At 42.8% G+C, this 22907-nt stretch carries 21 protein-coding genes; 13 read left to right on the plus strand and 8 right to left on the minus strand.

Going from position 1 to position 22907, the window contains the following annotated elements; genetic code table 11:
- The first annotated feature begins 153 nt into the window (after positions 1 to 153).
- Complete coding sequence (locus EA772_RS13950) at positions 154 to 498, plus strand: hypothetical protein (RefSeq protein WP_124913743.1); 345 nt, start codon at positions 154 to 156, stop codon at positions 496 to 498.
- A gap of 64 nt (positions 499 to 562) precedes the next feature.
- Here EA772_RS13950 and EA772_RS13955 read toward each other — a convergent pair whose 3' ends face one another.
- The 5 genes from EA772_RS13955 to EA772_RS22090 all read right to left on the minus strand — a co-directional run bounded on the left by EA772_RS13955 (position 563) and on the right by EA772_RS22090 (position 6557).
- A complete protein-coding gene (locus EA772_RS13955) occupies positions 563 to 1696 on the minus strand; it encodes an NADH-dependent flavin oxidoreductase (protein ID WP_124913744.1) in 1134 nt (377 codons plus the stop codon).
- A gap of 666 nt (positions 1697 to 2362) precedes the next feature.
- Complete coding sequence (locus tag EA772_RS13960) at positions 2363 to 3013, minus strand: Crp/Fnr family transcriptional regulator (RefSeq protein ID WP_148093297.1); 651 nt, start codon at positions 3011 to 3013, stop codon at positions 2363 to 2365.
- Between the two features lie 100 nt (positions 3014 to 3113).
- Positions 3114 to 5498, minus strand: coding sequence for a TonB-dependent receptor (locus EA772_RS13965; protein ID WP_124913746.1), 2385 nt, complete (start codon positions 5496 to 5498; stop codon positions 3114 to 3116).
- Between the two features lie 522 nt (positions 5499 to 6020).
- Positions 6021 to 6353: an NAD(P)H-dependent oxidoreductase gene (locus tag EA772_RS13970; RefSeq protein ID WP_124913747.1), complete on the minus strand. Its 333-nt coding sequence runs from the start codon at positions 6351 to 6353 to the stop codon at positions 6021 to 6023.
- Positions 6354 to 6359: 6 nt separating this feature from the next.
- The gene (locus EA772_RS22090; RefSeq protein ID WP_210405035.1) at positions 6360 to 6557 is read right to left on the minus strand and encodes a hypothetical protein; all 198 of its coding nucleotides are present in this window, start codon (positions 6555 to 6557) and stop codon (positions 6360 to 6362) included.
- Positions 6558 to 6985: 428 nt separating this feature from the next.
- On the opposite strand from EA772_RS22090, the gene EA772_RS13975 reads away from it, so the two are divergent.
- From EA772_RS13975 to EA772_RS13990, 4 genes are all read left to right on the plus strand, one after another.
- The gene (locus tag EA772_RS13975) at positions 6986 to 7687 is read left to right on the plus strand and encodes an SDR family oxidoreductase (RefSeq protein ID WP_124913748.1); all 702 of its coding nucleotides are present in this window, start codon (positions 6986 to 6988) and stop codon (positions 7685 to 7687) included.
- Positions 7688 to 7698: 11 nt separating this feature from the next.
- Complete coding sequence (locus EA772_RS13980) at positions 7699 to 8598, plus strand: AraC family transcriptional regulator (protein ID WP_124913749.1); 900 nt, start codon at positions 7699 to 7701, stop codon at positions 8596 to 8598.
- A 658-nt stretch (positions 8599 to 9256) separates the two neighbouring features.
- Positions 9257 to 10078, plus strand: a complete 822-nt coding sequence (locus EA772_RS13985) for an SDR family NAD(P)-dependent oxidoreductase (protein ID WP_124913750.1) — start codon at positions 9257 to 9259, stop codon at positions 10076 to 10078.
- 73 nt (positions 10079 to 10151) lie between these two features.
- A complete protein-coding gene (locus tag EA772_RS13990; RefSeq protein ID WP_124913751.1) occupies positions 10152 to 11036 on the plus strand; it encodes an AraC family transcriptional regulator in 885 nt (294 codons plus the stop codon).
- A gap of 370 nt (positions 11037 to 11406) precedes the next feature.
- On the opposite strand, the gene EA772_RS13995 is transcribed toward EA772_RS13990, so the two are convergent.
- Complete coding sequence (locus tag EA772_RS13995) at positions 11407 to 11877, minus strand: RidA family protein (RefSeq protein ID WP_246833933.1); 471 nt, start codon at positions 11875 to 11877, stop codon at positions 11407 to 11409.
- An 84-nt stretch (positions 11878 to 11961) separates the two neighbouring features.
- Entirely contained in the window at positions 11962 to 12525 is a 564-nt protein-coding gene (locus EA772_RS14000; protein ID WP_124913752.1) for a Crp/Fnr family transcriptional regulator, read from the minus strand.
- A 690-nt stretch (positions 12526 to 13215) separates the two neighbouring features.
- Between EA772_RS14000 and EA772_RS14005 the strand changes: the two genes are divergently transcribed.
- The 6 genes from EA772_RS14005 (at position 13216) to EA772_RS14030 (ending at position 18909) form a co-directional block, all read left to right on the plus strand.
- Complete coding sequence (locus EA772_RS14005) at positions 13216 to 13965, plus strand: SDR family oxidoreductase (protein ID WP_124913753.1); 750 nt, start codon at positions 13216 to 13218, stop codon at positions 13963 to 13965.
- Between the two features lie 78 nt (positions 13966 to 14043).
- Positions 14044 to 14946: an SDR family NAD(P)-dependent oxidoreductase gene (locus tag EA772_RS14010; RefSeq protein ID WP_210405036.1), complete on the plus strand. Its 903-nt coding sequence runs from the start codon at positions 14044 to 14046 to the stop codon at positions 14944 to 14946.
- 76 nt (positions 14947 to 15022) lie between these two features.
- Complete coding sequence (locus tag EA772_RS22305; RefSeq protein WP_246833934.1) at positions 15023 to 15781, plus strand: Atu4866 domain-containing protein; 759 nt, start codon at positions 15023 to 15025, stop codon at positions 15779 to 15781.
- 210 nt (positions 15782 to 15991) lie between these two features.
- Positions 15992 to 16732 carry an SDR family oxidoreductase gene (locus EA772_RS14020; RefSeq protein ID WP_124913754.1) on the plus strand — a complete coding sequence of 247 codons (741 nt, stop codon included), beginning with the start codon at positions 15992 to 15994 and terminating at the stop codon, positions 16730 to 16732.
- A 279-nt stretch (positions 16733 to 17011) separates the two neighbouring features.
- Positions 17012 to 18064, plus strand: coding sequence for an aldo/keto reductase (locus tag EA772_RS14025; protein WP_124913755.1), 1053 nt, complete (start codon positions 17012 to 17014; stop codon positions 18062 to 18064).
- 599 nt (positions 18065 to 18663) lie between these two features.
- A complete protein-coding gene (locus EA772_RS14030; protein WP_124913756.1) occupies positions 18664 to 18909 on the plus strand; it encodes a hypothetical protein in 246 nt (81 codons plus the stop codon).
- A 398-nt stretch (positions 18910 to 19307) separates the two neighbouring features.
- Here EA772_RS14030 and EA772_RS14035 read toward each other — a convergent pair whose 3' ends face one another.
- Entirely contained in the window at positions 19308 to 19910 is a 603-nt protein-coding gene (locus EA772_RS14035; protein WP_124913757.1) for a Crp/Fnr family transcriptional regulator, read from the minus strand.
- A gap of 968 nt (positions 19911 to 20878) precedes the next feature.
- Here EA772_RS14035 and EA772_RS14040 point away from each other — a divergent pair.
- Together EA772_RS14040 and EA772_RS14045 are read left to right on the plus strand one after the other, a co-directional pair.
- A complete protein-coding gene (locus EA772_RS14040) occupies positions 20879 to 21637 on the plus strand; it encodes an SDR family NAD(P)-dependent oxidoreductase (protein ID WP_124913758.1) in 759 nt (252 codons plus the stop codon).
- Positions 21638 to 21669: 32 nt separating this feature from the next.
- On the plus strand, positions 21670 to 22092 hold the full coding sequence (locus tag EA772_RS14045; RefSeq protein ID WP_124913759.1) for a nuclear transport factor 2 family protein: 423 nt from the start codon (positions 21670 to 21672) through the stop codon (positions 22090 to 22092).
- Positions 22093 to 22907: the final 815 nt, after the last annotated feature.

A 22907-nucleotide genomic window follows, 5' to 3' on the forward strand; every position in this document is an offset into this window, starting at 1 on the left:
AACTGGAGAGAGAGAGAGTTGACGGTGTTTAAAAAAGAAAATCAAATGAAAACGTTCAACTAGTTGATTATTATTGGTCAGCGAATAAGCAATCTTTGTATCATAAGTAGTTTATCAAACTTCATTAAATCATAAACGTTAAATAAAAATAAAATGATCACATTTCCGGATTTTGAAGAGGGTACTGGTCCCATCTTAATGCTCAATATGGTAAAGTTTAAAGACCGCAGGCTTTATTTTAAAGATCACATTCCTGCATTTTATCGCGTGGTAAAAGACCTTGGAATACAAAACGCAAAAATTTTCCTGTCAAGCGATGTTCTGGCAAACATCGTCGCATCCGAGGGGGAAAACTGGGATGCGGTGGTGCTTGTTGAATACCCGAGTTTTGCTGCATTCAAAACGATGAGCGACAGTTATCAGACTATAGCCAAACCGCTGAGAGCAGCTGCAGTAGAGGATACCAAACTGTTTGTCACCCGCAGGACGGAAGATTAATCCATCTTTATATCTTATAATATCAACGAAGACATCCTTAAGATACCTTCGTTGATATATGATGTTACGTCGTTTTGATCCATCCCTTTGCTCCATGGATGATGGGGATCAGTTTTCTTGGAATCTTCTTTTCCGATATTTGATCCAGATCCAGCACCATAGTGAGCTGCGGTACTTTTTGATAGGCCTGTATCGCCCAGTCAGGATTGATAACCATCCCTCTTCCGATGGCTGCTAAGTCTAGTCCAAGATCAATGGCTGCTTCTGCCTGCTCGGGCGTGGTGAGCTCCCCGGCAGCGATCATGGGTACACGGCCATTGATGTATGAAGATAGCACTTGCATGGTAGTTCTGCTGGTTGCACTGTAAAGCGGTTTTTGGGTAAGCGCCTGAAAAAGAGAGAAATGTAGGTAGTCAACATCTTCGAGGATTAGTGCATCTATCAGTGTCATGCTGTCCTTAAGCCTTAGTCCCCTCTCAGGCAATTCCTCAGGGGAAATTCTGAAGCCCAACAGAAATGGCCTTTCTGAAAATTCAGCTATTGTACGCTTTATCTCCCGGACAATTTCTATTGCAAGCCGCATTCTGTTTTCAATATTTCCGCCCCACTGATCTTTCCGCTCGTTGAACATGGGAGAGAGGAAATTCTGGATCAGAAAACCATGGGCACCGTGAATCTCAACCCCGTCAAAACCCGCAACAATTGCTCTTCGGGTTGTCTGGCCAAATGCTTTCACAATCTCCCAGATCTCATTTTCCTCCAGCGCTCTGGGAATCTGAAGTTTTGGCGGGGAAAATGGCGTTACCTCCGACATAATGGAGCTCGCGCTTACCACAGTCGCATCAGGACTGAATTCAGAATAAGCCTTGTTGCCTGCATGAAAGATCTGGAGGATGGCTGGTGCTCCATCACTTTTGGCCACATCCGCCAAGTCTTTCAACCCTGGGATAAAGCGGTCATCATAAGCTGCGAATTCATCGGTAAACCCAATGCCTTCAGGTGTTACGTGCGTACAACCTGTAATAACAAGACCGACGCCCTTCACCCGATTGCTGTACCACGCTATCTCTTCCTGAGAAACTGTGAAATCTTCGTTTGACGCCCAGGTGGTCATTGGTGCCATCACTATTCTGTTTTTTACTTCGATTCCCTTGCGGCCAAAACTTAATGGTTTTAGTAATTTGCTGTTCTTTTTCATTATATTATTTTTAAATTCTCAAAAATGAGGTCATCCCGATAAGCTGAAACCTGCATAACCTAGCAGTTTCATTCATGTTGCCAATCGAGCGGTATTTCTCTCCATAACAATGGGACGATTTGTGAGATTGTCCTTCATTACCTAAAAAATCTACATCACAAAATTAACGTGGATTTAGGGGCACGGGAATGCGAATTAGAAACCATTAACTGCGAAATTCAAACATTCAGATCAGGTGTGCTCGCTGCTAAGGCGAAGTGGGGCGATCACGATAAAGCAAAAGAAGCAATAGATTGGTTTTTATTGATTCTAATTTAAAACCGGGAATGTCTGATTGTTCCTCAGTTTCAAAGCTAAAAAGAGGAGAAAATGTCGGGTAATCGCTTATCCGGTAAAGACGGCTCGGCGGGCAAAACTGCAGTGTCAGCAAATGAAAAGCAGTTAGACCATAAAAGTCTTCGCATTGGTTGGTTGCAGAAATTTAACAGCTGTAATTCCTGTCATCTGTTATGAAACTAAAATCCACGCGAGAAACATCTGATCAGCAGAAGTGACATGCTTTTATCAGGATGTTGGAGTTAGTCGTACAAGAAGATTATTTGCTGTCCTTGATCATCATCTCATGAAGGCTTTGGTAAGTCTATTGGGTACAGTCAGTCATGAACGTTAACTTTTTGCCATTGACCGGCTCCTGATCCTGGACAGGGATACCGGTGTGATGCCCAGATAATTTGCGATGTAATGTTGGGGGATTTGTTGAAAAATTTCCCCTCCGGAATTCAGAAGCTCAAGATATCTCTTTTCAGGACTCTGCATTAAAAATGTACGGGTTCTCTGATCATAGCAAAGAATGTAGAATTCTGCAATCCTTCTCCTCATTTGCTCGATCTTAAGCGCAATAAGGGGATTGTCACTCAGCACTTCGAGTTTCTTTTTGGTGAGGACGATCAGTCTGGTAGCCTGAATAGCCTGAAGGCCGGAAGAACTTGGTGCCGCTGAGATGAAACTGCTGTAAGCCGATCCGACATCACCTCTAAAACTGAAATAGGAAGTAATGATTTCGCCGTTTTTATCCACAAAATAACGGACCGCACCATTGGTGATAAATATCATTTTCTGATAAACTTCATTGATGTCAAATATGAGCTCATTTTTTTTGAATTCCTGAAAAGATAAAGCGGAGCTGAACAATAACCACTCCTCATCGCTGAAGGTCTGGAATCCGGTGAGGCATTCCCTGAAATAGTTCAAGTCGCTCTGATTCTGTTTCATTTGTTTGTCAATGACTGAAAATTTGGTGGAAGATTTCTTCTCCATGTTTATCGGGTTAAAGCTTCTCAAAGATGATAAACTTTTTTTGATAAACAAACGATCTGACCTTGTACGGGTCAGATCGCTCAGCCTAAAGCCGGATATTTTAAAAATTAAACCTGTATCCGAAATCAGGCTGAAATCCAATTTGATTCTTCTGATCGATCATCCCGCTCTGCCTGTTGTATTCTCTGATAAAAACATTTTTCCTGTCCGTAAGATTCTGGAAATCCACATAGAATTGGTGAGACAGTTTTTTGGTTTTACTGTTCAGTTTGATCCCAAACTTAAGGTCCAGACGAAGGTAATCGTCATATTGCTCGCTAAATGGGTTTGTGTCGTCTTTAACATCGAATCCTGCCGCTCTTGAGGCCGCCAGGTCTGTCGGGGTGTAATATCTTCCACCCGCGGTACTGAACTTGGTATTAATCGAAAATACATTCCGTCCATTTTTCCCTATTTTAAACTCTTTGCCTGCCAAAAAATTAACAACATAGCCGTTGTTGAAAGGTGAGTTTCGTTCTACTCCATCACTTCCCTTGTATTTACTCTCGAAGAACGATGAGGTCAATAACAGATTATATCCTTTGCTGAAAAATTTTTCCAAGGTAAATTCTACCCCCGAATTGCTCCCTTTTCCGTCATTGACAAGCGAGGTTTTATCGATTGAGTAGGTAAAGCTTGCTCCCTCGGTTAGTGAAGAATATCCTGAACGTGCCCGTTCCACAGCGGCGTTATTGATCGCCTGGTGATACAGCTCAAGTTTTGCGCGCCAGTTATCGGCAAACCTTAGATCATACCCGACCACATAGTGCTGACTGGCTACAAACTTCAGATTCTTGTTGGTCTGCACAAGTGACCCACCAACATTTTCGTTAAGAAACAGGATAGGGGCTGGAACGTTCTGATGGTGCATACCGTACCCGACGTTTATAGTGCTTTTTGGGCTTACCGAATAGCTAAGCGATGCCCTGGGTTCCGCCACAAATTGTTCATTGACCGAGAAATACTGACCGTGTACGCCAGTATTTAGCGTTAGTTTTTCGGTCAGCCTGAACTGGGCCTGGGCAAAGGGTTGGACGATCTGATACCTGCCGTCGGTACTGATCAGGCTGGATAGGTCGGCTATCCCGTCTCCGTCGCGATCCGGCTGGCGGTCCCTGTCCGAGATATTGGCTTTGAGATTAAAGTTTTCGTAGAGCAATCCTGCCCTTAGAGTGATTTTACTCGACATTTTTGAATTAATAAAAGTGGAAAATGTCATCCTACGCTCTGTATTGTCCGAGTTTGTATATTCGATCCGGTTTTCAGAAGGCGTCTGATAATTCAAAAAGCGAAAGGCCTCATAGGTCGATTTTGCTGATGAAGTTCCCAGGACTGTTTTTAGATAGGACTTCGCGCCAAGGTTAATTGTGTGTTTGAGCCCAAATGCGGTAAAATTCGATTTCGCATACGAATCCTCATCTTTTTTTGCGAACAAATCCTTGTCGTCAGTGATTTCATTGCCTATGAAATCTATGTCGGAATTACCAAGTATCCCAAAAACCGAGAAGTTTCCTGCTTTGGAATTTCCAAAATCAAGATTGAATGAAAGGTCATTGTAATTGGGCTGGGCTGCGGTTCCTGCCAGTCCCAATGGACCAACGATGCCGTAACGGGCTGCAACTAAAAATGATCCGCCTGCCTTTCTGAACAGAGGTCCTTCAGCCATCGCTTCTGCCCCTGGGAATGCTGCTGCACCAAGGGTAAATTCATAGGTATCTGTATTTCCCTTCCTGAATCCGAGATCAAAGATCCCGCCAATCGCGTTGCCGTATTCTGCAGGGAATGCAGAAGTGATGAAGTCTGAGTTGGCAAGCATGTTTGGATTCAGTGCAGATACCGGGCTACCTGTTGTGCCCAGGGTCGAAAAGTGGTTGGGACTAGGTACTGGGATGCCTTCTATTCTCCATAAAAGCCCTGATGGTGAATTTCCCCTGATCACAATGTCGTTTCTGCTGTCGTCAGCTGTGGCAACCCCGGCAAAGTTAGAGGCAAGACGCGCAACATCACTTCTGCCTCCGGAATACCTGCTGGCCTCTTCAGCGGAGAATTGTCTCGCGGAGACTGCTGCCATTTGATTAATGGCCCTGGATTTACCTCTTCCTGTACCCACGATTCGAACCCCTTCTAGGTTATTGAACTTTTCACTCAAAGCGATGGAGAGAATACTTTCTTTACCTGTAGTGATCTCGATCTCGGAAACGGTCGCATTCTCATAACCCAAAAAACTGATCTGTATATTTTGTCTTCCCAGCGGAATATTGGGCAACCGGAAATTGCCGTCCTGATCAGTTGTGGTTTTTAAGTTGTTGTCATCGACCAGGCTCACTGTCGCACCCGAAATTGGTTTTTCTGATTGTTTGTCCAATACCCTGCCTTTGATTGTTCCGGTCTGAGCGAAAGCGATGCCTGTTGTTAAACATAGAAGCATCAAGAAAAGTGTTTTCATTTTGTTATTGATTAAGTATGGCACAAAGATGCTGGGGAAGCTCACGTCAAAACGTTAACAATAGATAACAAATTCAGATTATCTGTCTGATCCTGGCCGTATATCAGTCGCCCGGTTTGCTTGTCAGTCCTGCACGCAGTGCGCATCACTATCGCAGATTGTTTGCATAGAATCTCGGAGTGCCCTTCACCAGATGCACATTCGGGAGTGTTTTTTTGTCATGACTGGCGCTATGGGATCAGATAATACCTGCAAAAGATGTTGGATGACGTTTGTGGGCAATTGGAGGCTTCGCCCATTAATCAGCGTAAGTTAATAAGAATAATTTCAGGCTGGAAACCCGCAGGCTTATCAGATTGGAAAATAATAGCCACTCATCAGGAGGCAATGTTTAAATTCATGTTCTGCCAATAAATGCCTGACGGCATGGAAACCCAATATCAAATTGTTCATGGATTTCATCATTCGTAAATCCGCTAACATTTCAGGATCTGCCAGGTGCTTTTTCCACTCTTTTAAGCATTAGCCCCCGGTCTGAATGGAATCAATTTGATCAATGGCACTATTTTCCAGACGTTCGGTTGTCCGATTGAATTCCAGTCCGTATAAAACTAAATGTGGCCGGTAGTCTGCTTTTACATATTTGTAAGTAAACTCAAATGGAGCCAGAAACTGTTCCATTGTATATTGACATTCGTCATCCGGCTGATATTGATCACGGTCTATTCCCGCACTGATCGCAACCTTTTTTTTTCCTTTGAGTTTATATTCATTATCCGTGCCGAAGGCCCACCCTTGAACCAGGACCTCATCCAGCCATTGTTTCAACAGTGGAGGACAATTGAACCCGAATATTGGATACTAAAAAATAATCGTATCAAAGCTTTCCAACACCACCTGCTCCCTGATGACATCAATTTTGCCATCCGGATATGCTCGATGTAACTCATGGATGACGTATTTCTCCAGAAATTTAGCAAGTTTGAAAAGCCAGCGTCGGTGGACGATTGAATTGGCCATGTCAGGATGGATTAAAATTACCAGCGTTTTTGATTCCATAACCGCTAAACCAAAATCAACTTATAAATGTTTATTGGTTATGAACGAGGCGCTGACCTCAAAACCACAATGATAGGAGCAATTGGATTCAAAAAAAATGTACTGATTCCCGTAAAGAAAGCCAGACTTAAGTCGTATTGTTTATCATTAATATCTTGAACACAAATGTTATTATTGTAAGAATTTGGCAGGTGTCCGGGCGGCTGGATCTCGAGGTTCAGAATGTGGTTTGGGAGGAAGTATCTTTTGTCGGGCATCGCTTGCAGTTCATGAAAGCAACTTTGAAAAGAATCCGGACATGGGAATTCCATTGAAAATGTTTGAATAGTGCAACTTTTAGTTTGATTTGCGCATTCAGGGTCACACTAAAACCTGTTACTTTTGTTTAGTAAAAAATCATCAAATTTACGATACTTAAAAATAAGACAATGGAAATAAAGGATGCGAAAGTCGTGATTACCGGAGCAACAGGTGGAATCGGCTTAGAGATTGCAAGGACTTTAAGAGCGCTGGGCGCTGAGGTCGTGATCAGTGGCAGGGATGGTGATAAGGTAATCAAATGTGCAGATGAAATCGGCGCCTATGGAATTAAGGCTGACGTTTGCTTAGAGCAGGATGTTGACGCACTTTTTAAATTTGCCCTGCAAAAGATGACCTCAGTGAATGTATTGATCAACAATGCAGGAGTGGGAACTTTTTCTCAACTGGTTGATACCTCCCTGGAAGATTTTCAGAAGATGTGGGAGGTAAACGTGAGAGGTTATTTCTTGGCTGGAAAACAGGCTGCAAAGATCTTCCTAAATCAAAACAATGGCAACATTATCAATATAGGTTCAACCGCATCACTCAGGGGATATGCCAATGGCTCGGGTTATGTCTCCAGTAAATTTGCAGTTTCCGGACTGACAGAATGCTGGCGCGCAGAGCTTCGCCCGCATAATGTAAGGGTGATGCAAATCAATCCAAGCGAGGTCATAACAGATTTTATAACTAAGGCAGGGATGTCGGCAGCAAATGAGGAACACAAACTAAAGGCTGAGCATATTGCAAAAGTCGTTGTCGGCATGCTTAGCCTTGATGATATCGCTTTTATTCCTGACGCATCTGTTTGGGCAACTAATCCATGGTAAATAATATCGGTATGGGAGATTTAATTCAAGTACAAAAACTGCATCAACACATCTGGATGCCTGATCATCTGCAAAGGGAGATGGGACAATTCAATATTTTTCCGATCATGAACACGCCAGGAAATTTTGTGAACTGTCAGCCTTATAACAGGAAAGGTTTTTATAAAATCAGTCTGCTCACCGGACATACCCGGCTTTATTATGCAGATAAGAATATGGAATTCAAAGACAGCGCGCTGCTTTTTTCCAACCCCAATATCCCTTACTCATGGGAGGATATCGGAGAGGGGCAGACAGGGTATTATTGTATATTCACGGAGGGTTTTTTTGATGAACGTCAGCAGATCCGGGAATATCCTGTTTTTAAACCCGGAAATAATCCGCTCTTTGAACTTTCTGCTTCCCAGGTGCCTGAGGTGTCCGCTGTTTTTCAAAGAATGCTGGAAGAAATAGATAGTGATTTTGAATATAAATATGACGTGCTGCGCAATCTTGCCCTCGAGCTGATCTATATGGCACTGAAGATGAAGCCAGCAACCAGCATCCCTTATGCGGACTCCAATGGCCCGATTCGGATCGCAACTCTTTTTAGTGAACTTCTCGAGCGGCAGTTCCCCATTGAATCTCCTAATCAATCAATGAAGTTACGCTTTCCCGCAGAATATGCAGATCATCTTTCCATTCATATCAACCACTTGAACAGGTCGCTTAAAAAAGTGACAGGTCAGACAACCTCTCAGCTTATCGCTTCAAGAATAATGCAGGAGGCCAGGATCTTGTTACAGCATACAAACTGGAATATTTCCGAAATCGGCAGATCCCTTGGATTTGAGGAATTGTCTCACTTCATTAATTTTTTCAAAAAAAACGAGGTGCTGACCCCTAAGCATTTTCGTAACCACCATTCCTGATGCAGCACCCTAGTTCCCGTGCTTTGAAAAGGTTAGGAAACAGGTGCCGGAATTAAGATTTTTTCTCCGGTCCTTTCATCGCACCAGGATGACGAGCGGGTTGATTACGCCCTGTGAGATTTCTTTTTTACGACATTATCCAGCTCATCGTCGTCAGCTTTTTTAAAAAGATTTTCTGGGAACCGATTGTTTTATGCCGGTTCTGCTTGATCATATAATTCATTGCAGGTAATCTGCAATCACGTTTTGATACTCCTCTTTGCCAGATGGTACACACTACATCCAACATTCCAATCATAATTTTTATTTTTTGAGCGAGCTGCATATTATGGTTTAATATTGTCTTGCACCAAGTACAGGGCTCATTGTCGTTTGCCTGGAATAGCCCGGTCGTGCTCAGTGCTAAAAGCGCTGCCACTATTTAACGCAACGGCGTGTCATTTTATACCAGTCATCCTTCTGACATGAACCAACAATTTGCTTGGATACATGGAGGCGCATAGAGGGCAAGCGAGAACGGAATCAACCTTAGTTTTCGATCTATAAGATGAAAAGGCGAATAAATCTTCAATATCCTGTTTCTGTATCACAAATACAACTTTTTGTATAAATATTTACTGATGTCTGAACATAGCTTTGCAGTATCAATTTAAAAGAAATGGAAAAGACAATTTTAATAACGGGAGCCTCTAGGGGCTTCGGAAAACTTTGGGCCAGGACGTTTTTAAAGCGTGGGGACAGGGTAGCTGCAACAGCAAGGAAACTCTCGGATCTGGACGATCTGGTCGAGGAATTCGGAGAATTGTTCACCCCGATCCAGCTCGATGTAAATGACAGAACCGCAACCTTCAATGCCGTAAAGTACGCCGGTTCTTCTTTGGGCACTATTGATGTTTTAATCAATAACGCGGGCTTTGGCCTTTTTGGCGCCATCGAGGAAGCTTCAGAAGAGGAAGTTCGCCAGCAGTTCGAGACCAATGTATTTGGCTTGTTATGGGTTACACAGGCCATTCTGCCCGTAATGAGGGACCAGGGGCATGGCCATATTATTCAGCTGTCAAGTGCCCTGGGTCTAACCGCTCTTCCAACCCTGGGAATATACAGTGCCTCGAAATTTGCGGTGGAGGGGCTTAGCGAGGCACTAAGTGCTGAGGTATCGGGCTTTGGAATCAAAGTGACCTTACTGGAACCAAATGGTTTCGCTACGGACTGGGCCGGAGCTTCATCGATTCAGAGCAAGCCAATGAAAGAGTATGAACTTGTCAGAAGTGATGTTCAGAAAGATGCAAAACCGACCGATTATGGAGATCCAAGGGCAACAGCGCCGGCCATGCTCAAACTCATCGACAGCGAGAATCCGCCATTGAGATTGTTTTTGGGTAATATGGCTTATCCATGGATCAGATATGTTTATGAGAATAGACTCGCTGCTTGGGAGGATTGGAAAGAGATTTCCGCTGCCGCACAAGGTACAGCATAGTCAAAGTTTTAAAATTGGATTACGCTGACAAAATCTGCGCCTGATTTGGCGTAGATTTATTCAAAATTTTGACATGAAACACTTTCAGAGCATCAGTGAATTACATCGCCACAATGGGTTTGCGTCTCCAGAGAATCCGTTGATCAGTCTGGTAAAATGTGGAGGGGTTTGTCCATCCGGGCAATTCGAGTTTACCACCGACTTTTTCATGATAGGATTTAAAAAGCTTAAGTCAGGTATATTTAGCTATGGCAAGACAAAATATGATCATCAGCTAGGCTCGATGTCTTTCGTGAAACCCAGACAGGTGATTGCCTTCCAGGATTTGATTTTTGAAGAAAATGACTTTCTGATATTTTTTCACGAGGACTTTCTCAACGGTCATCCTCTTTTTCATGACATCAAGAAATATAATTATTTTAATTACGAGGTCAATGAAGCGCTTCACCTTTCTCCAAATGAAGAACAGGTCATGTGGGATCTGCACGATAAAATCCAGCTGGAGTATCTTAACAATCAAGATGAGTATAGCAGGGAGATTATGATCGGACATATCGAATCAATGCTTAAGTATGCTCAACGTTATTATAAGCGGCAGTTTATTAATCGCAGAGAATTGTCTGGAAATACCACTTCAAGATTTCATCAGGTCCTCTCCACCTATTCGGAAGATGGCTCTTTGCAACAGCTTGGCTTGCCTTCTGTGACATTCATGGCCAACCAGCTTAATATCTCGCCGCATTATCTTACCGATTTGCTGAAGCAGGAAACAGGGAAGACCGCACTTGATCTTATTCATATTTATCTCATAGCTGAAGCAAAGAACATCCTAAAGGGTTCGGGCAAAAACATAACCGAGACGGCTGCGATGTTGGGTTTCGAAAACCTCCCTTATTTTTCAAGACTTTTTAAGAGAGAAACCGGATTGAGCCCGAAGAAGTTTCAAAGTCAAAACTGAATGCGGTAGCCATATGAGGCGTATTCATGATTGTAAAAAACCCCTCGCGCCACTTTATTTCCTGCTTTGAACTTGCATCCCATCAATTTATTTCGAAGAGAACGATCTCTTTTACCAGGGTCGTTTACCTCCTGAAAAGCGCTTTGTTGAAAATATTCGCACCACTGTCTGCTATTCTGTCGAAGTCAGGCGACATGGGACAACGCCTTGAACGCTGTTTAAATTCCCATCTAACTGTTCCGCAAGATTCAGGCATTTGTGGGCCCGAATCATGCGGACTTAGTCTCGTCTTCGCGCAGACCGGAAATATATATGAACCTGCCCATGATCATTCAGAATGGGAAAATCCATGAGCATGTCCCTTCTGATGCTATTTGACAACCGTGGCCTCAAGTTCAATCTTTAGCGTTTCAAATAAGCTTTTTACTTCAAGCATGGTCAGCGCCTGCTGGATGTTGTGCTTTTTTATCCAATCCTGCAAAATACCGAAATGAGGCCAGAGTTCTGACGTAGCTGTGGTGTAGACATTCAGACGGACAATGCCATTGCATTCAAACCCTGCCTGTGTGATCACCTTCTCCAGGTTTTTTATCGCTTTTTTTAACTGTGTCTCCATGTTCTCATCACTCGAGACGCCTTCATCATTGATCGCAGTCTGCCCCGATACATAAAGGGTGCTTTGAACATTTTTTACTTCTACCGCCTGTACGTAGCTTCTCGAATCCTGCCATTTCCATGGGTTGGTTATTTTCTTTTCCATATGATTGTTTTTAATTGTCTGTGCCATTGCTTGCGCAGAAAGGATGAGTGCCCATCCCAAAATCTTTAATCCTTTATGCATTGTTGTAAATGTTTATACAAAAGTAGCGGGCCGAATGAAAGCAGAAGTTGACATGTGTCACTATTTTTTAGTGATCTACCTCACTTAAGGATTCAACCTGCTCAGGGTTTCCCGTGATACGCCAATGTATGCGGCCAGAAGCCGCTTCGGTACACGCTGAGCAAGGAAGGGGTATCGCTTCTGCACCTGTTCAAAACGCGCTCTGGCTTCGGAGGTCATCGTGGAGATGATCCGCTGCTGAGCTGCGATGAAACCAGAATTGGCCTTCTGAAGAAAGAATAGCGCCATCTTGTGGGATTTTTCACACAAGATCTGATAATCTTTTAGCGTCAGACAGAGCACTTCGGTGTCCTCAATGCATTCCAGTGACATTGTCGCACTTGATTGCATGAAAAATGCCTGAAAATCACTTTCCCACCAGTCTTCTGCCGCAAAAGAAATAATATGCTCTTTTCCTGTATCTGCCGTGTAAACCAGTTTTAATAAGCCAGAGAGCACAAAATAGTGATGTCGTACAGGTTCGCCAGGCTGAATGAGATACTGATGTTTTTTAAATTTCCTTTTGGTGAAATGTGAACCTATAAATTCATATTCTTCATTTGTAAGTTCTATTGTCCGTGAAATATGAGCCTTAAGTTGTTCTTGCATGGGTTCATTTAAATTAATGTGATTCATTTTATTGTCAGCAAAGTTCTTTACATGCAATGTTGTGCCGCTCAGAAAACATCAGTTAGTATGATTGTTCCTGATCTCTGTTCTTGCGTTGCAACAAAATCCATCACAAGGACAGTTCTGTTTCATGATGCAATATAGCGGTAAAACGTTTTTCATTTCTTGCCATTTGGCAATATAGATTATTGTCTTATGTATTAATTTTGTTGAAGCAGTAAAGATAAAGGCACGTAGCAATTTATTCAAAAATCTCATTTGAATATTGCCTCAATCCGGAAAGACATCAGGTGATATTGAAATATTTCACTGAATTGATCCAAAAACCGGAAACAGGTCTTTTGTGTACAAGGGATATAATGTTGTCATCAGTGTAGCGAGATCATTGGAAGCATGTGAAGGTCGTCCCCTCATTGGAAGATCAGCCTTTTCGCAGATTCAGGCTTCCGCCATTATTATTAAACCAAACAATTTTTTTGGAATAAAGAGACATTGTCTTATGGCAGGTGTCGGAGCAAACATCAGAACTAATCGGGCGTGATCACATCGTGATTCGCCCCTTAGGTCGAGGAGGGCTTGTGGATGTTTGATTTTTGTAACTATTGGTTTGCTATCTGCAAGCCGCTGAGCATATGGAACAGTAATTTTGAGTACTTAAAATCATCAAATATGGAACAAATCAAAATCGAAGGAAAAGTAGTGGCCATTACCGGCGCAAGCAGCGGTATTGGTGAGGCAATCGCCAGGCATCTTGCCTCGCGGGGCGCAAGGGTTGTTCTGGGCGCAAGACGTCTGGACAAACTGGAAGAGATCGCAGGGTCAATAAAAGAAGTTGGCGGCGAAGCGGTTTTTAAAGGTCTGGACGTTACCAGTGCTGATGACGTGGCGGCATTTGCCGCCTTTGCCGTAGAGCAGTTCGGAACGCTGGATGTTTTTGTCAACAATGCCGGGGTGATGCCTCTGTCTATGATCAATGCCTATAAGATCAGTGAATGGCATCAGATGGTTGACGTAAATATCAAGGGGGTTTTGCATGGCATCGCGGCTGCCCTGCCAATTTTCGAGCAGAAGGACAGTGGTCAGTTTATCAATATTACTTCGGTGGGGGACCGCTGGGTTGGTCCGACATCTGTGATCTACAGCGCAACCAAGCATGCAGTAAGGGCAATATCGGATGGGTTAAGGCAAGAGGTCAGCAACAATATCCGAGTAACGATTGTCGCCCCGGGCGCCACAGAATCAGACCTGCTCTCGACCATCTCTGATCCGGAGCTTAAAAAAGATGCCATGGAAAGGTTTAGGGAGAGTCTATTGCCCGCCGCGGCGATAGCCAGATCGGTAGCTTTTGCCGTAGAGCAACCTTCGGATGTGGACGTGAATGAAATAGTGGTACGTCCAACTGCTCAGAAAAGTTTTTAACACATCAAATGATAGGGTTTGACCATTCCTCCCGGCCTGGCCGGGAGATTGGTCTGAACCATAACCTTTAAAAAAACAATGATGAAAAACGATAAAAAAACAACCGTATTGATTACGGGAGCAGGCTCAGGTATGGGCTTGCATACCGCAAGAACACTCGCCACAGCTGGATACATGGTGTATGCAGGGGTCAGGGATCCAAACGGAAGAAACACTGAGAAGTCGCAGAATCTTTTGAAAGAGCTCAACGGGGCAGAGAAAAACATAGAAATTGTTGACCTCGATATTCTTCAGGACAATTCCTGCCGGAATGCCGCCGATCAGATTGTCGCACAACATGAGAGTATAGATGTGGTCATTCACAATGCGGCTCACCTTTACATTGGGTTCTCTGAAGCCTTTGAACCCGAGCAGCTTGCCAGTTCCTTGAACACCAATCTTATCGGTGCCCACAGACTGAACAGGGCAGTACTGCCACACATGAGAAAAGAAGGAAAAGGGCTGATTCTGTACGTAGGCAGTGGTATAACCAATGTGACCGCGCCATTTATGGCCCCTTATGTGGTAGGAAAGGCAGCCCTTGACGCGCTTGCAGAAAACACAGCCTACGAAATCAGTCAGTTCGGGGTGGAAACCACGATCCTGATGCCCGGAGTTTACATGGATGATACCCTGCACTTTGCGGCAGCGGAATTCCCGCATGATGAAAAGGTGCTCAAGGACTACACCCGCCTGGAAAAGGATTATGATAATTATGAGCCGGGCCTGAGAAATCTGTTCCGTTTTGGGGATGCGCCCATACAGAGTGTGGCAGATAAGATTGCCGAAATCCTTGCTCTTCCAGCCGGTCAGCGCCCTTTGCGTGATACTGTGGACTTTTCCGACTGGGTTGCCGAGCCTGGCAACGGAGTGAGGGAAGCACTGACCGAAAGAGCCTTTCGGATCATGGGGTACAGCCATTTGCTGCGTGTAAAGTATTAATCCCGGCCCGGGATGAAAGTCCCGGGTTCTTAAAACAAATTATATGGTAAGTAAATCAAAGCTTAAAAGCGCGGTAATGCAAAGAATTTACTGCGTCCATTTCATTTTACTCCTAACCGCTCTCGGTTCTGCAAGCTGCATCGGCCAGGATGTAAAGTCTGAATCTTCAGTAATGAAACAGTCAGAACTGACCGTTGCAAGGCAGTTTCAGAAATGGCAAAAGGGAGAAGGTAACTTTTTCGATATTGTTGATGAGCAGGTCGTCTGGACGGTTAGCGGTAAATCGCCCGTTTCCGGAATATACAAAGGGAAAAAAGATTTTATGGAAAACTCACTCAATCCCATTACCCGCAAATTCAAAACCCCATTAAAACCCGAGCTCATTAACCTAACCTCCGACTCGGCCTTCGTGTGGCTGCATTTCAAAGGTACGGCTGTGACTAAGGACAATGGTATCTATGAAAACACCTATTTATGGAAAATGAAACTCCGTAATCAGAAAGTGATTGATGCGGTCGCCTTCCTGGATACCTATGAATTGGATAAACTGATGAAACCTGAAAATAAGGAAACTACAATGGAAAAAACGATAGAAGAAACCAAGGATTATCTGGGGATGTGGGTGACCCGAGACGGCAGGGTCCGTCAGGAACTACTGTCCGGTAACCGGTATGACGAGGCACGCGGTAACCAAAAAAGCGCCTACCAGGGAAATTACCGCGTCAAAGGCAATCATATTTATTATAAGGATGATACCGGGTTCAGCGCGGATGGGGAATTCAGGAACGGAATACTATACCATGGTGGCATGGTGTTTCATAAAGAAAAAAAATAGAATAATAAATAGTAATAAATCGGCCTTCCAGGTCAGTTTAAACCAGGCGAGAAAATCCTGAACTGCAACACACACACACACACACCAGATGATGCAGATTAACAGGGGCGAGTCTTCAGCTAACAATAATTCGATCATCATCGATACATGGGAACGGTGTTGATCAAAGCTTGTGGGATTTCTGATAATTTTAACTTAAAATAGATCATCATGAAAAAATTAATTGGTAAAGTTGCCCTCGTTACGGGGGCTTCCAGGGGTATAGGAGCAGAGATTGCTAAGGAACTTGCACATGCCGGCGCAAATGTGATCGTCAATTATTCCGGTAGTCAGGAAGCTGCGGAACAGGTTGTTGAAGAAATCCGCTCATATGGTACAAATGCCATCTCGGTCCAGGCGGATGTCAGTAAACCATCGGATGTCAAACGGCTTTTCGATGAGTCCATAGCAAAGTTCGGGAGGATCGACATTCTGATCAACAACGCCGGAGTAATTCTTTATAAACTCATCAAAGACACCACCGACGAAGATCTGAACAAAATTTTAGAGGTCAATATCAGAGGGGTTTTCAATACACTGCGGGAAGCCGCGGAAAGACTTGAAGAAAATGGCAGCATCGTTAATTTTTCCACATCGGTCAACAGGCTGATGATGCCCACCTATGGTGCATATGCGGCATCCAAATCCGCGGTGGAACAGCTTACCCGAGTTTTTGCCAAAGAAATAGGATCCAGGGGCATCAATGTCAACTCCGTTTCTCCGGGACCGACCAATACAGAACTTTTCATGAAAGGTAAGGATGATCAGGCGCTATCTCATATAGCAGCGCTGTCGGCTTTCAATAAGATTGGAGAACCAATCGATATTGCAAAAGTAGTGGTCTTTCTGGTTGGTGAAGACGCTAAATGGATATCCGCCCAGAATATTGGTATCAACGGGGGCATGTCATGACCGGGTATCTCTTTAAGAGAAAAACACAGTGCTCGTTTACCAATTGATCAAGGAGAATCACTATCGGTTTCATGAAAGTAAATGCTTCGGTCGCTGCATTTTTACTTTATGCCATGATTATAAAATACTCATGATTGTTGCTTTCGGTGGTTAGATAAAGGAAAAAAACTCTTTCATCCTGTTGGAAGTAATGTTCAGGGAGAGCGCCAAAGCACTACAAAATTTAAATGCATAATCAACACTAAAATCAACAAATTTTTTTAACATAATCACAGAAAAATGGAATACAAAACTTTAGGAAACACAGGCCTGCTTGTATCGCGGCTTTGTCTTGGAACGATGACAATGGGGTCGGGAACGGGCATTTATGAACATATCGGGAGCGTCGGTCAAACGGATGCGGATGAGCTTGTAAAACACTCATTTGATGCTGGCATCAACTTCTTCGATACCGCTGATGTATATTCAGGGGGAGAGAGTGAACGGACACTAGGACAGGCGTTTAAAAACCTAAATATCAACAGAAAGGATGTGGTAATCTCAACCAAAGTTTATTCTAGGACAGGCCCGGGACGCAATGATGTAGGTGCCTCTAGAAAGCACATTATGGACGGAGTGGAGGCAAGTCTGAAAAATCTTCAGACTGACCATATTGATCTTTACCAGATTCACGCCAATGATATCCTCACTCCCACCGAGGAGATTCTACGTGCTCTTGATGACCTAATAAGATCAGGCAAGGTTCGCTATATTGGCTGCTCGAACTGGCAGTCCTGGAAAATCGCAAAAGCTTTGGGAATATCCGCAACCAAAAACCTGGCGCGTTTTGACTCTTTGCAGGCTTATTATTCCATTGCAGGAAGAGATCTTGAACGAGAAATCGTGCCTATGCTAGAGGATGAGAAACTAGGTCTTATGGTTTGGAGCCCACTCGCGGGTGGATTGCTATCGGGTAAATTTAGCAGAGAAAACCAAAATCCCGAGAATTCCAGAAGATCGGGGTTTGATTTCCCTATTGTAGATAAGGAAAGGGCCTGGAATATCTTAGATGTCATTGCGCCGATCGCTGAAAAACATGCAGTCAGCGCAGCGCGCATTGCTCTGGCATGGCTTCTGTCGAAAGAAGTGGTTACATCCATTATCGTAGGAGCGAAGCGTGTCGATCAATTGGAGGATAATTTAAAAGCGACAGAACTTCACTTGTCTGCTCAAGAGCTGGAACAATTGGATGAAGTAAGTCTTCTGCCTCCTGAATATCCCAACTGGATGATTGAAACTCAGGGTGCTGATCGTCTTGGAGAGGTGGATCTGTGGAAAGGACGTTCATCTTAAAAACGAACAAAAGCAGGGCTTACGCTCTGCTTTTGTTTTACCTGGTAGTTGAACAAAGGATTGAATTTTGGTACGCAGGTTCCATTCAGGGACGGGTTTAAATATCAATCATGGAATTAAACTGATATTCATCCCATCTGGAAAAATCGCCATATCGTTTTAGCTGGTGCTTTTGAAAAACTGCTTAACAGTCCAACCCGAGTCCATATGGAACACCGTTAAACCCACTGAAGATTACAAAGTGTTTATTTTTCATTCTTCAACAATACCTTCAAAGATAAGCTGAAGTAGTATCTGTCCTGTAACCAGAGCGTTGATCGCAGTCTGATATTAAAGATTCCCTTAAGTTGATTGCATGATATAACTTAATATGAAAGTTAGGTTTTTGTCTATCTAGGCTGTAGAGACCTTGATAATGGGAAATGAGCAGTTGAGACTTTCATATCCGAATGTTATACCAATGGAGAGCCTAGGTGAATTGATTTGACCCATGAGAACTTTTAGAAGGCGTGGGTCGGGGTCGGCAGGAAAGTAAGCCGACTTGATGTGCTGATCAATTATGCAGAGATCGCGGGCAGCCTACTACAAACGTCTCTGGAATGTACGATAGCACAATTTTGAACGGTTTTGAAGCAATCCTGTATGGGGCGGTAAAAGTTTTGCAAGCATTTTTGGAGCTGCTGAGAAAAGCTGAACAGCCACTTATGATAAGTGTGAGTTCAAGCATAGGCACTCTTGCCCTTCATGGATATTCCGACTGGCAATATTACGAAAATGCAAATCTATTCAGCTTCAAAGCTGCATTAAACATGTATTCCATTACCCTGGCTTACCAACTCCTTTAATGGATGATCCAGGTTATACCAAGGGTGATTTTAACCATAACCAGGGCTTGGTTCGGTTGAAGATGTGCCAGCCAGAGTCGTCAGCGCCCCGATGAATGAAAAGAGAGAAGCATGCGCTTTTATAATTGAGGAACATAATCCGCAATCGGATCATTTTCCATGGTAGTGATATGCTTTCGCTGGAAAAATATTCATTTAAGCTAATTAATTATAAATGCATAGCTACCCTGATTTTTGTGGAACACATTCTGAGCCATATAACTTGCAATGCCCCCATAAAGTTAGAAATTATGGGGACGTTTCGATCGCAGTAATTTAAGTTGCAATCCAGAAGACCCAGGGACCTGTGGTATCTGTTCGATTTGATAATAATCCACCTTAAAGCTGGAGGGGATGAATTAAGCAGATTCCTGCAAAACCACTCTGGATCTGTCGATGATCTTTCTGCGTATCCTGCTGAGCGAAGTTGCCGTTACCCCTAGATAGGAGGCAAGGTAATGCAATGGTATACGGTTGGCCAGCATTGGATGATCCCTAAGAAAACTCAGGTATCTGCTCTTGGCGTCTTCGCATAGCATTGCACTTAGTGCATTTACCTTTTTTGCAAGCTCGGCGGCAACAATTTTGCTAAATAGCAATTCCCATCCGGGAATATGCGCTGAAATATCACTCATCGCTTTAGGCGAAAATATAATGAATTCACAATCCGAAATCACGTGGGCGCAGGGAACTGCGGGCTGATTGTGAATATAACTATGGATGTCTACCAAAAAACTGTTTTCTGCAAAAAAAAATTTAGTGATCTCTTCGTTTTGATCATTGATATAATAAATTCTTAATATTCCTTTAATCAGGAATGCGACCTCTTCGGAAGCCTGTTCGAGTTGGTTGGAACGGTCATCTTTTTTGTAGAGTCTGATGACCGCTTGTGATTTTAAAAATTCGATCTGTTCTGCATCCAGCTTCCCGAATTGCAAGAGATAATTAATCAAAGATTCCATGACACAATATACGAATAAAAACAATTCTCATTTCTTGTCATTTGGCAAGAAAATTATAATTGCAATGAAGTATTTTTGTATGCATTTTTTTTATTTAAATGCCTGATTATCTAATGATAAGAATATTTTTATTAAACATTTGAAGACATGATCATGCTTTTAGAGATGAACGATAGTGTAAACCGAAGTGTTGGAATTTTCCATTTTGGATCGTTTCTCGTGTACGTTAACATGTTTTTTTGAGAAAGTATGAGCAGAGGTAATGGATTGATTGGATAAAATTTGTTTTTAATCATTCCGTGAACAACTTATTATTTTGTTTAGAATAACCCAACAAAATGCAAGTAAGGATATAATATATACCATTAGCCTTTGGTCTATTGACTGATGTGCCAGGCAGGGTGTGAACTCAACCTTATTAAACTTATTGTTGAAGGGGTGACACCTATCAGAGGTAAGCTGGTTTACAATCTAAAATTGGTGCAATGTTTTTTTTAGTTTATCAAACAAAGGGCTGCAGAATAAATAAATTAAAATATGATATCTTATCAATATCATTTTCAAGAAATAAAAAAAATGGACAAGCCGATAGAAGAAACAAAAAAATATTTAGTTAAGTAGGTGTCAGGTGATGGTTAGCTCCGTTAGAGCTCCTGGCCAGTAATCGTCCGGATGAGGTCAGCGGAATATGGAGAGTACCTTAAGGAAGTCTAAAGTGACGGAGAATCATATTGAGTACAGGATGATAGTGGATTAATCGCGATGGTGCATTTAAGGAGGGTATACCTTTCATCTTGGCATGATGTTCTATAACCAGAAAAATTGACTCACGGCACTAACCTTGCTAACAAACTTCTTTATCCATCATAAGCAAGTATCAAGGATTTGATGCAAGATAACTGGTTTTGATATTATAAGAAAGTGCATTTCATACAGATCTGAATTTAAACTATAACGATATCATAAATATGATTAATTCAAACAGACTTAGTGGCAAAGTAGCCATAGTAACCGGATCATCCAAGGGTCTTGGTGCGGAGATTGCGAAACAATTTGCACGTGAGGGTGCATCAGTGATCGTAAATTATTCTTCAAGCAAAGCTGGCGCTGAGGCGGTGGTTTCTCATATCGAAAATTTCGGCGGAAAGGCCAAAGCCATTCAGGCGAATATGGGGAATCCTGAAGATGTAAGTGCATTATTTGCCCAAGCATACGATGCTTTTGGCTCACTGGACATCTTAGTCAATAACGCAGGCGTTTATGATTTTCTACCGATCGAACAGCTTTCGTTGGAGAGTTTTCGTAAACATTTTGAACTTAATGTTTATGGCTACCTTCTTGCGATCAAGACTTCATTGAAATATTTCAAGAAAGAAGGCGGCAGTATTATCAATATGAGTTCAACAGTGACCATTTTTGGTCCTGTCAATGCATCTACCTACACCGCTACAAAAGGTGCTATTGACGGATTGACCAGGGCTCTTTCAAATGAGCTGGCACAACGTAAGATTAGGGTGAATGCAATAAAGCCTGGAGTGGTCGAGACCGAAGGTGTGGTTGAAGGAGGGTTTTTAGATAGTGATTTCGGTAAGGAAACCACAGCAGCCACACCACTTGGCAGGCTGGGGCTAGCCAGTGACATCTCTCCCGCAGTAGTTTATCTTGCATCTGAAGAATCAGCATGGATGACCGGAGAGACGATTATTTTATCCGGGGGCCACAGATAGCAAATATCACAGAACTACTTAAATAGATTACTATGGATAACAATCAAATTTTAAAACCTTCACAGGTTGTCAAAAATTATCTTGACACTTTTTTCAGCAAGGACATAGAGAAAACACTGGATTGCCTGACAGATGATGTCGTTTGGCAGGTTCAGGGAGCAGCTAAGGTCCCGACAATCGGAACAAGAAAAGGTAAGGACGAAGTGCGTGCCTGGCTTGAGCTTTTTCCAGTCAATTTTAAACCTCTGGAGTTCAATATTGAACGCTTTTTTGACCAAGACGATGAATGCGTCATAACCGGACATGTCAAACATCAGATCCTGAGCACGGACAGAATATTCGCTAGCGATTTTGCAGCAGTATGCAGGATAAGGGAAGGTAAAATATGCTCTTATAAATTTCTTGAAGACTCTTATGGTCTTTGGGAATCTTTCCAGTCGAATCAGCTACTTTAAAAATTAATGATATTGGCGGATCAGCTCAACACATCATTAATGCAATTGATTCGGGCGAACTGTTATAAGGTTAGTGTCAGGTTGTCTATGCTGAAAGCATGCAGCTGCCATACTTTCAGCATTGCTTATCTTCCTCAGGTATTATCAAATTGGTGACGCCTTTCCGGAGGGAATATTTGCGCTGGATCTAATGCCCTTGATTGGCTATTTCTGAAATTGGGTGCTGAAGCTTATGCATTGTTGAAGAAATTAATAAAGTGCCGCAGTTTCTTAAGGTCCTGGCACTAGGAATTTTGAAATATTCCGGTTGATATGTTCCAGTAAACTCCTTGCTTCATGCATTAAACTTTCTGAAATGAACTGGGAAGTGGTTTTTGCATTAATTTACAAAAAGCAATTTAAGTGGATGAAAGGCACCAATAGGCTTTTTGCAAATTCTGTTAGATGTCTGAACCGGATCTGGTGCCTAAGAGATTCGGTAGGAAACTGATGCTCCGGTAATCTTTGAATAGCGAGGTAGTCCCATGGAGGCAGGTTTACGATCCCTGGATGATTGATGATCGAGAATGCGATATTATCATCAAAAACTTCGCAATAATATTTGGCTGAACGCCATTTATTTAAACCGGAAAGGATTGATATCGATCTTTGCCGTGAATAAACAGCATGAGATCATGCGAAAGCTGCATAATAACAGGGCGAGGGTATCCTGAAGGTGTTTGATTTTAGTGGTTATTAGTTTTTTTTTCGCAACTATCCTTTGTGCTATCCTGAGTAAATTTGTTCTATATCGCATCAGATATTAGAAATAATAC

It is taken from the genome of Pedobacter sp. G11, assembly GCF_003860265.1.
Classification (GTDB): domain Bacteria; phylum Bacteroidota; class Bacteroidia; order Sphingobacteriales; family Sphingobacteriaceae; genus Pedobacter; species Pedobacter agri.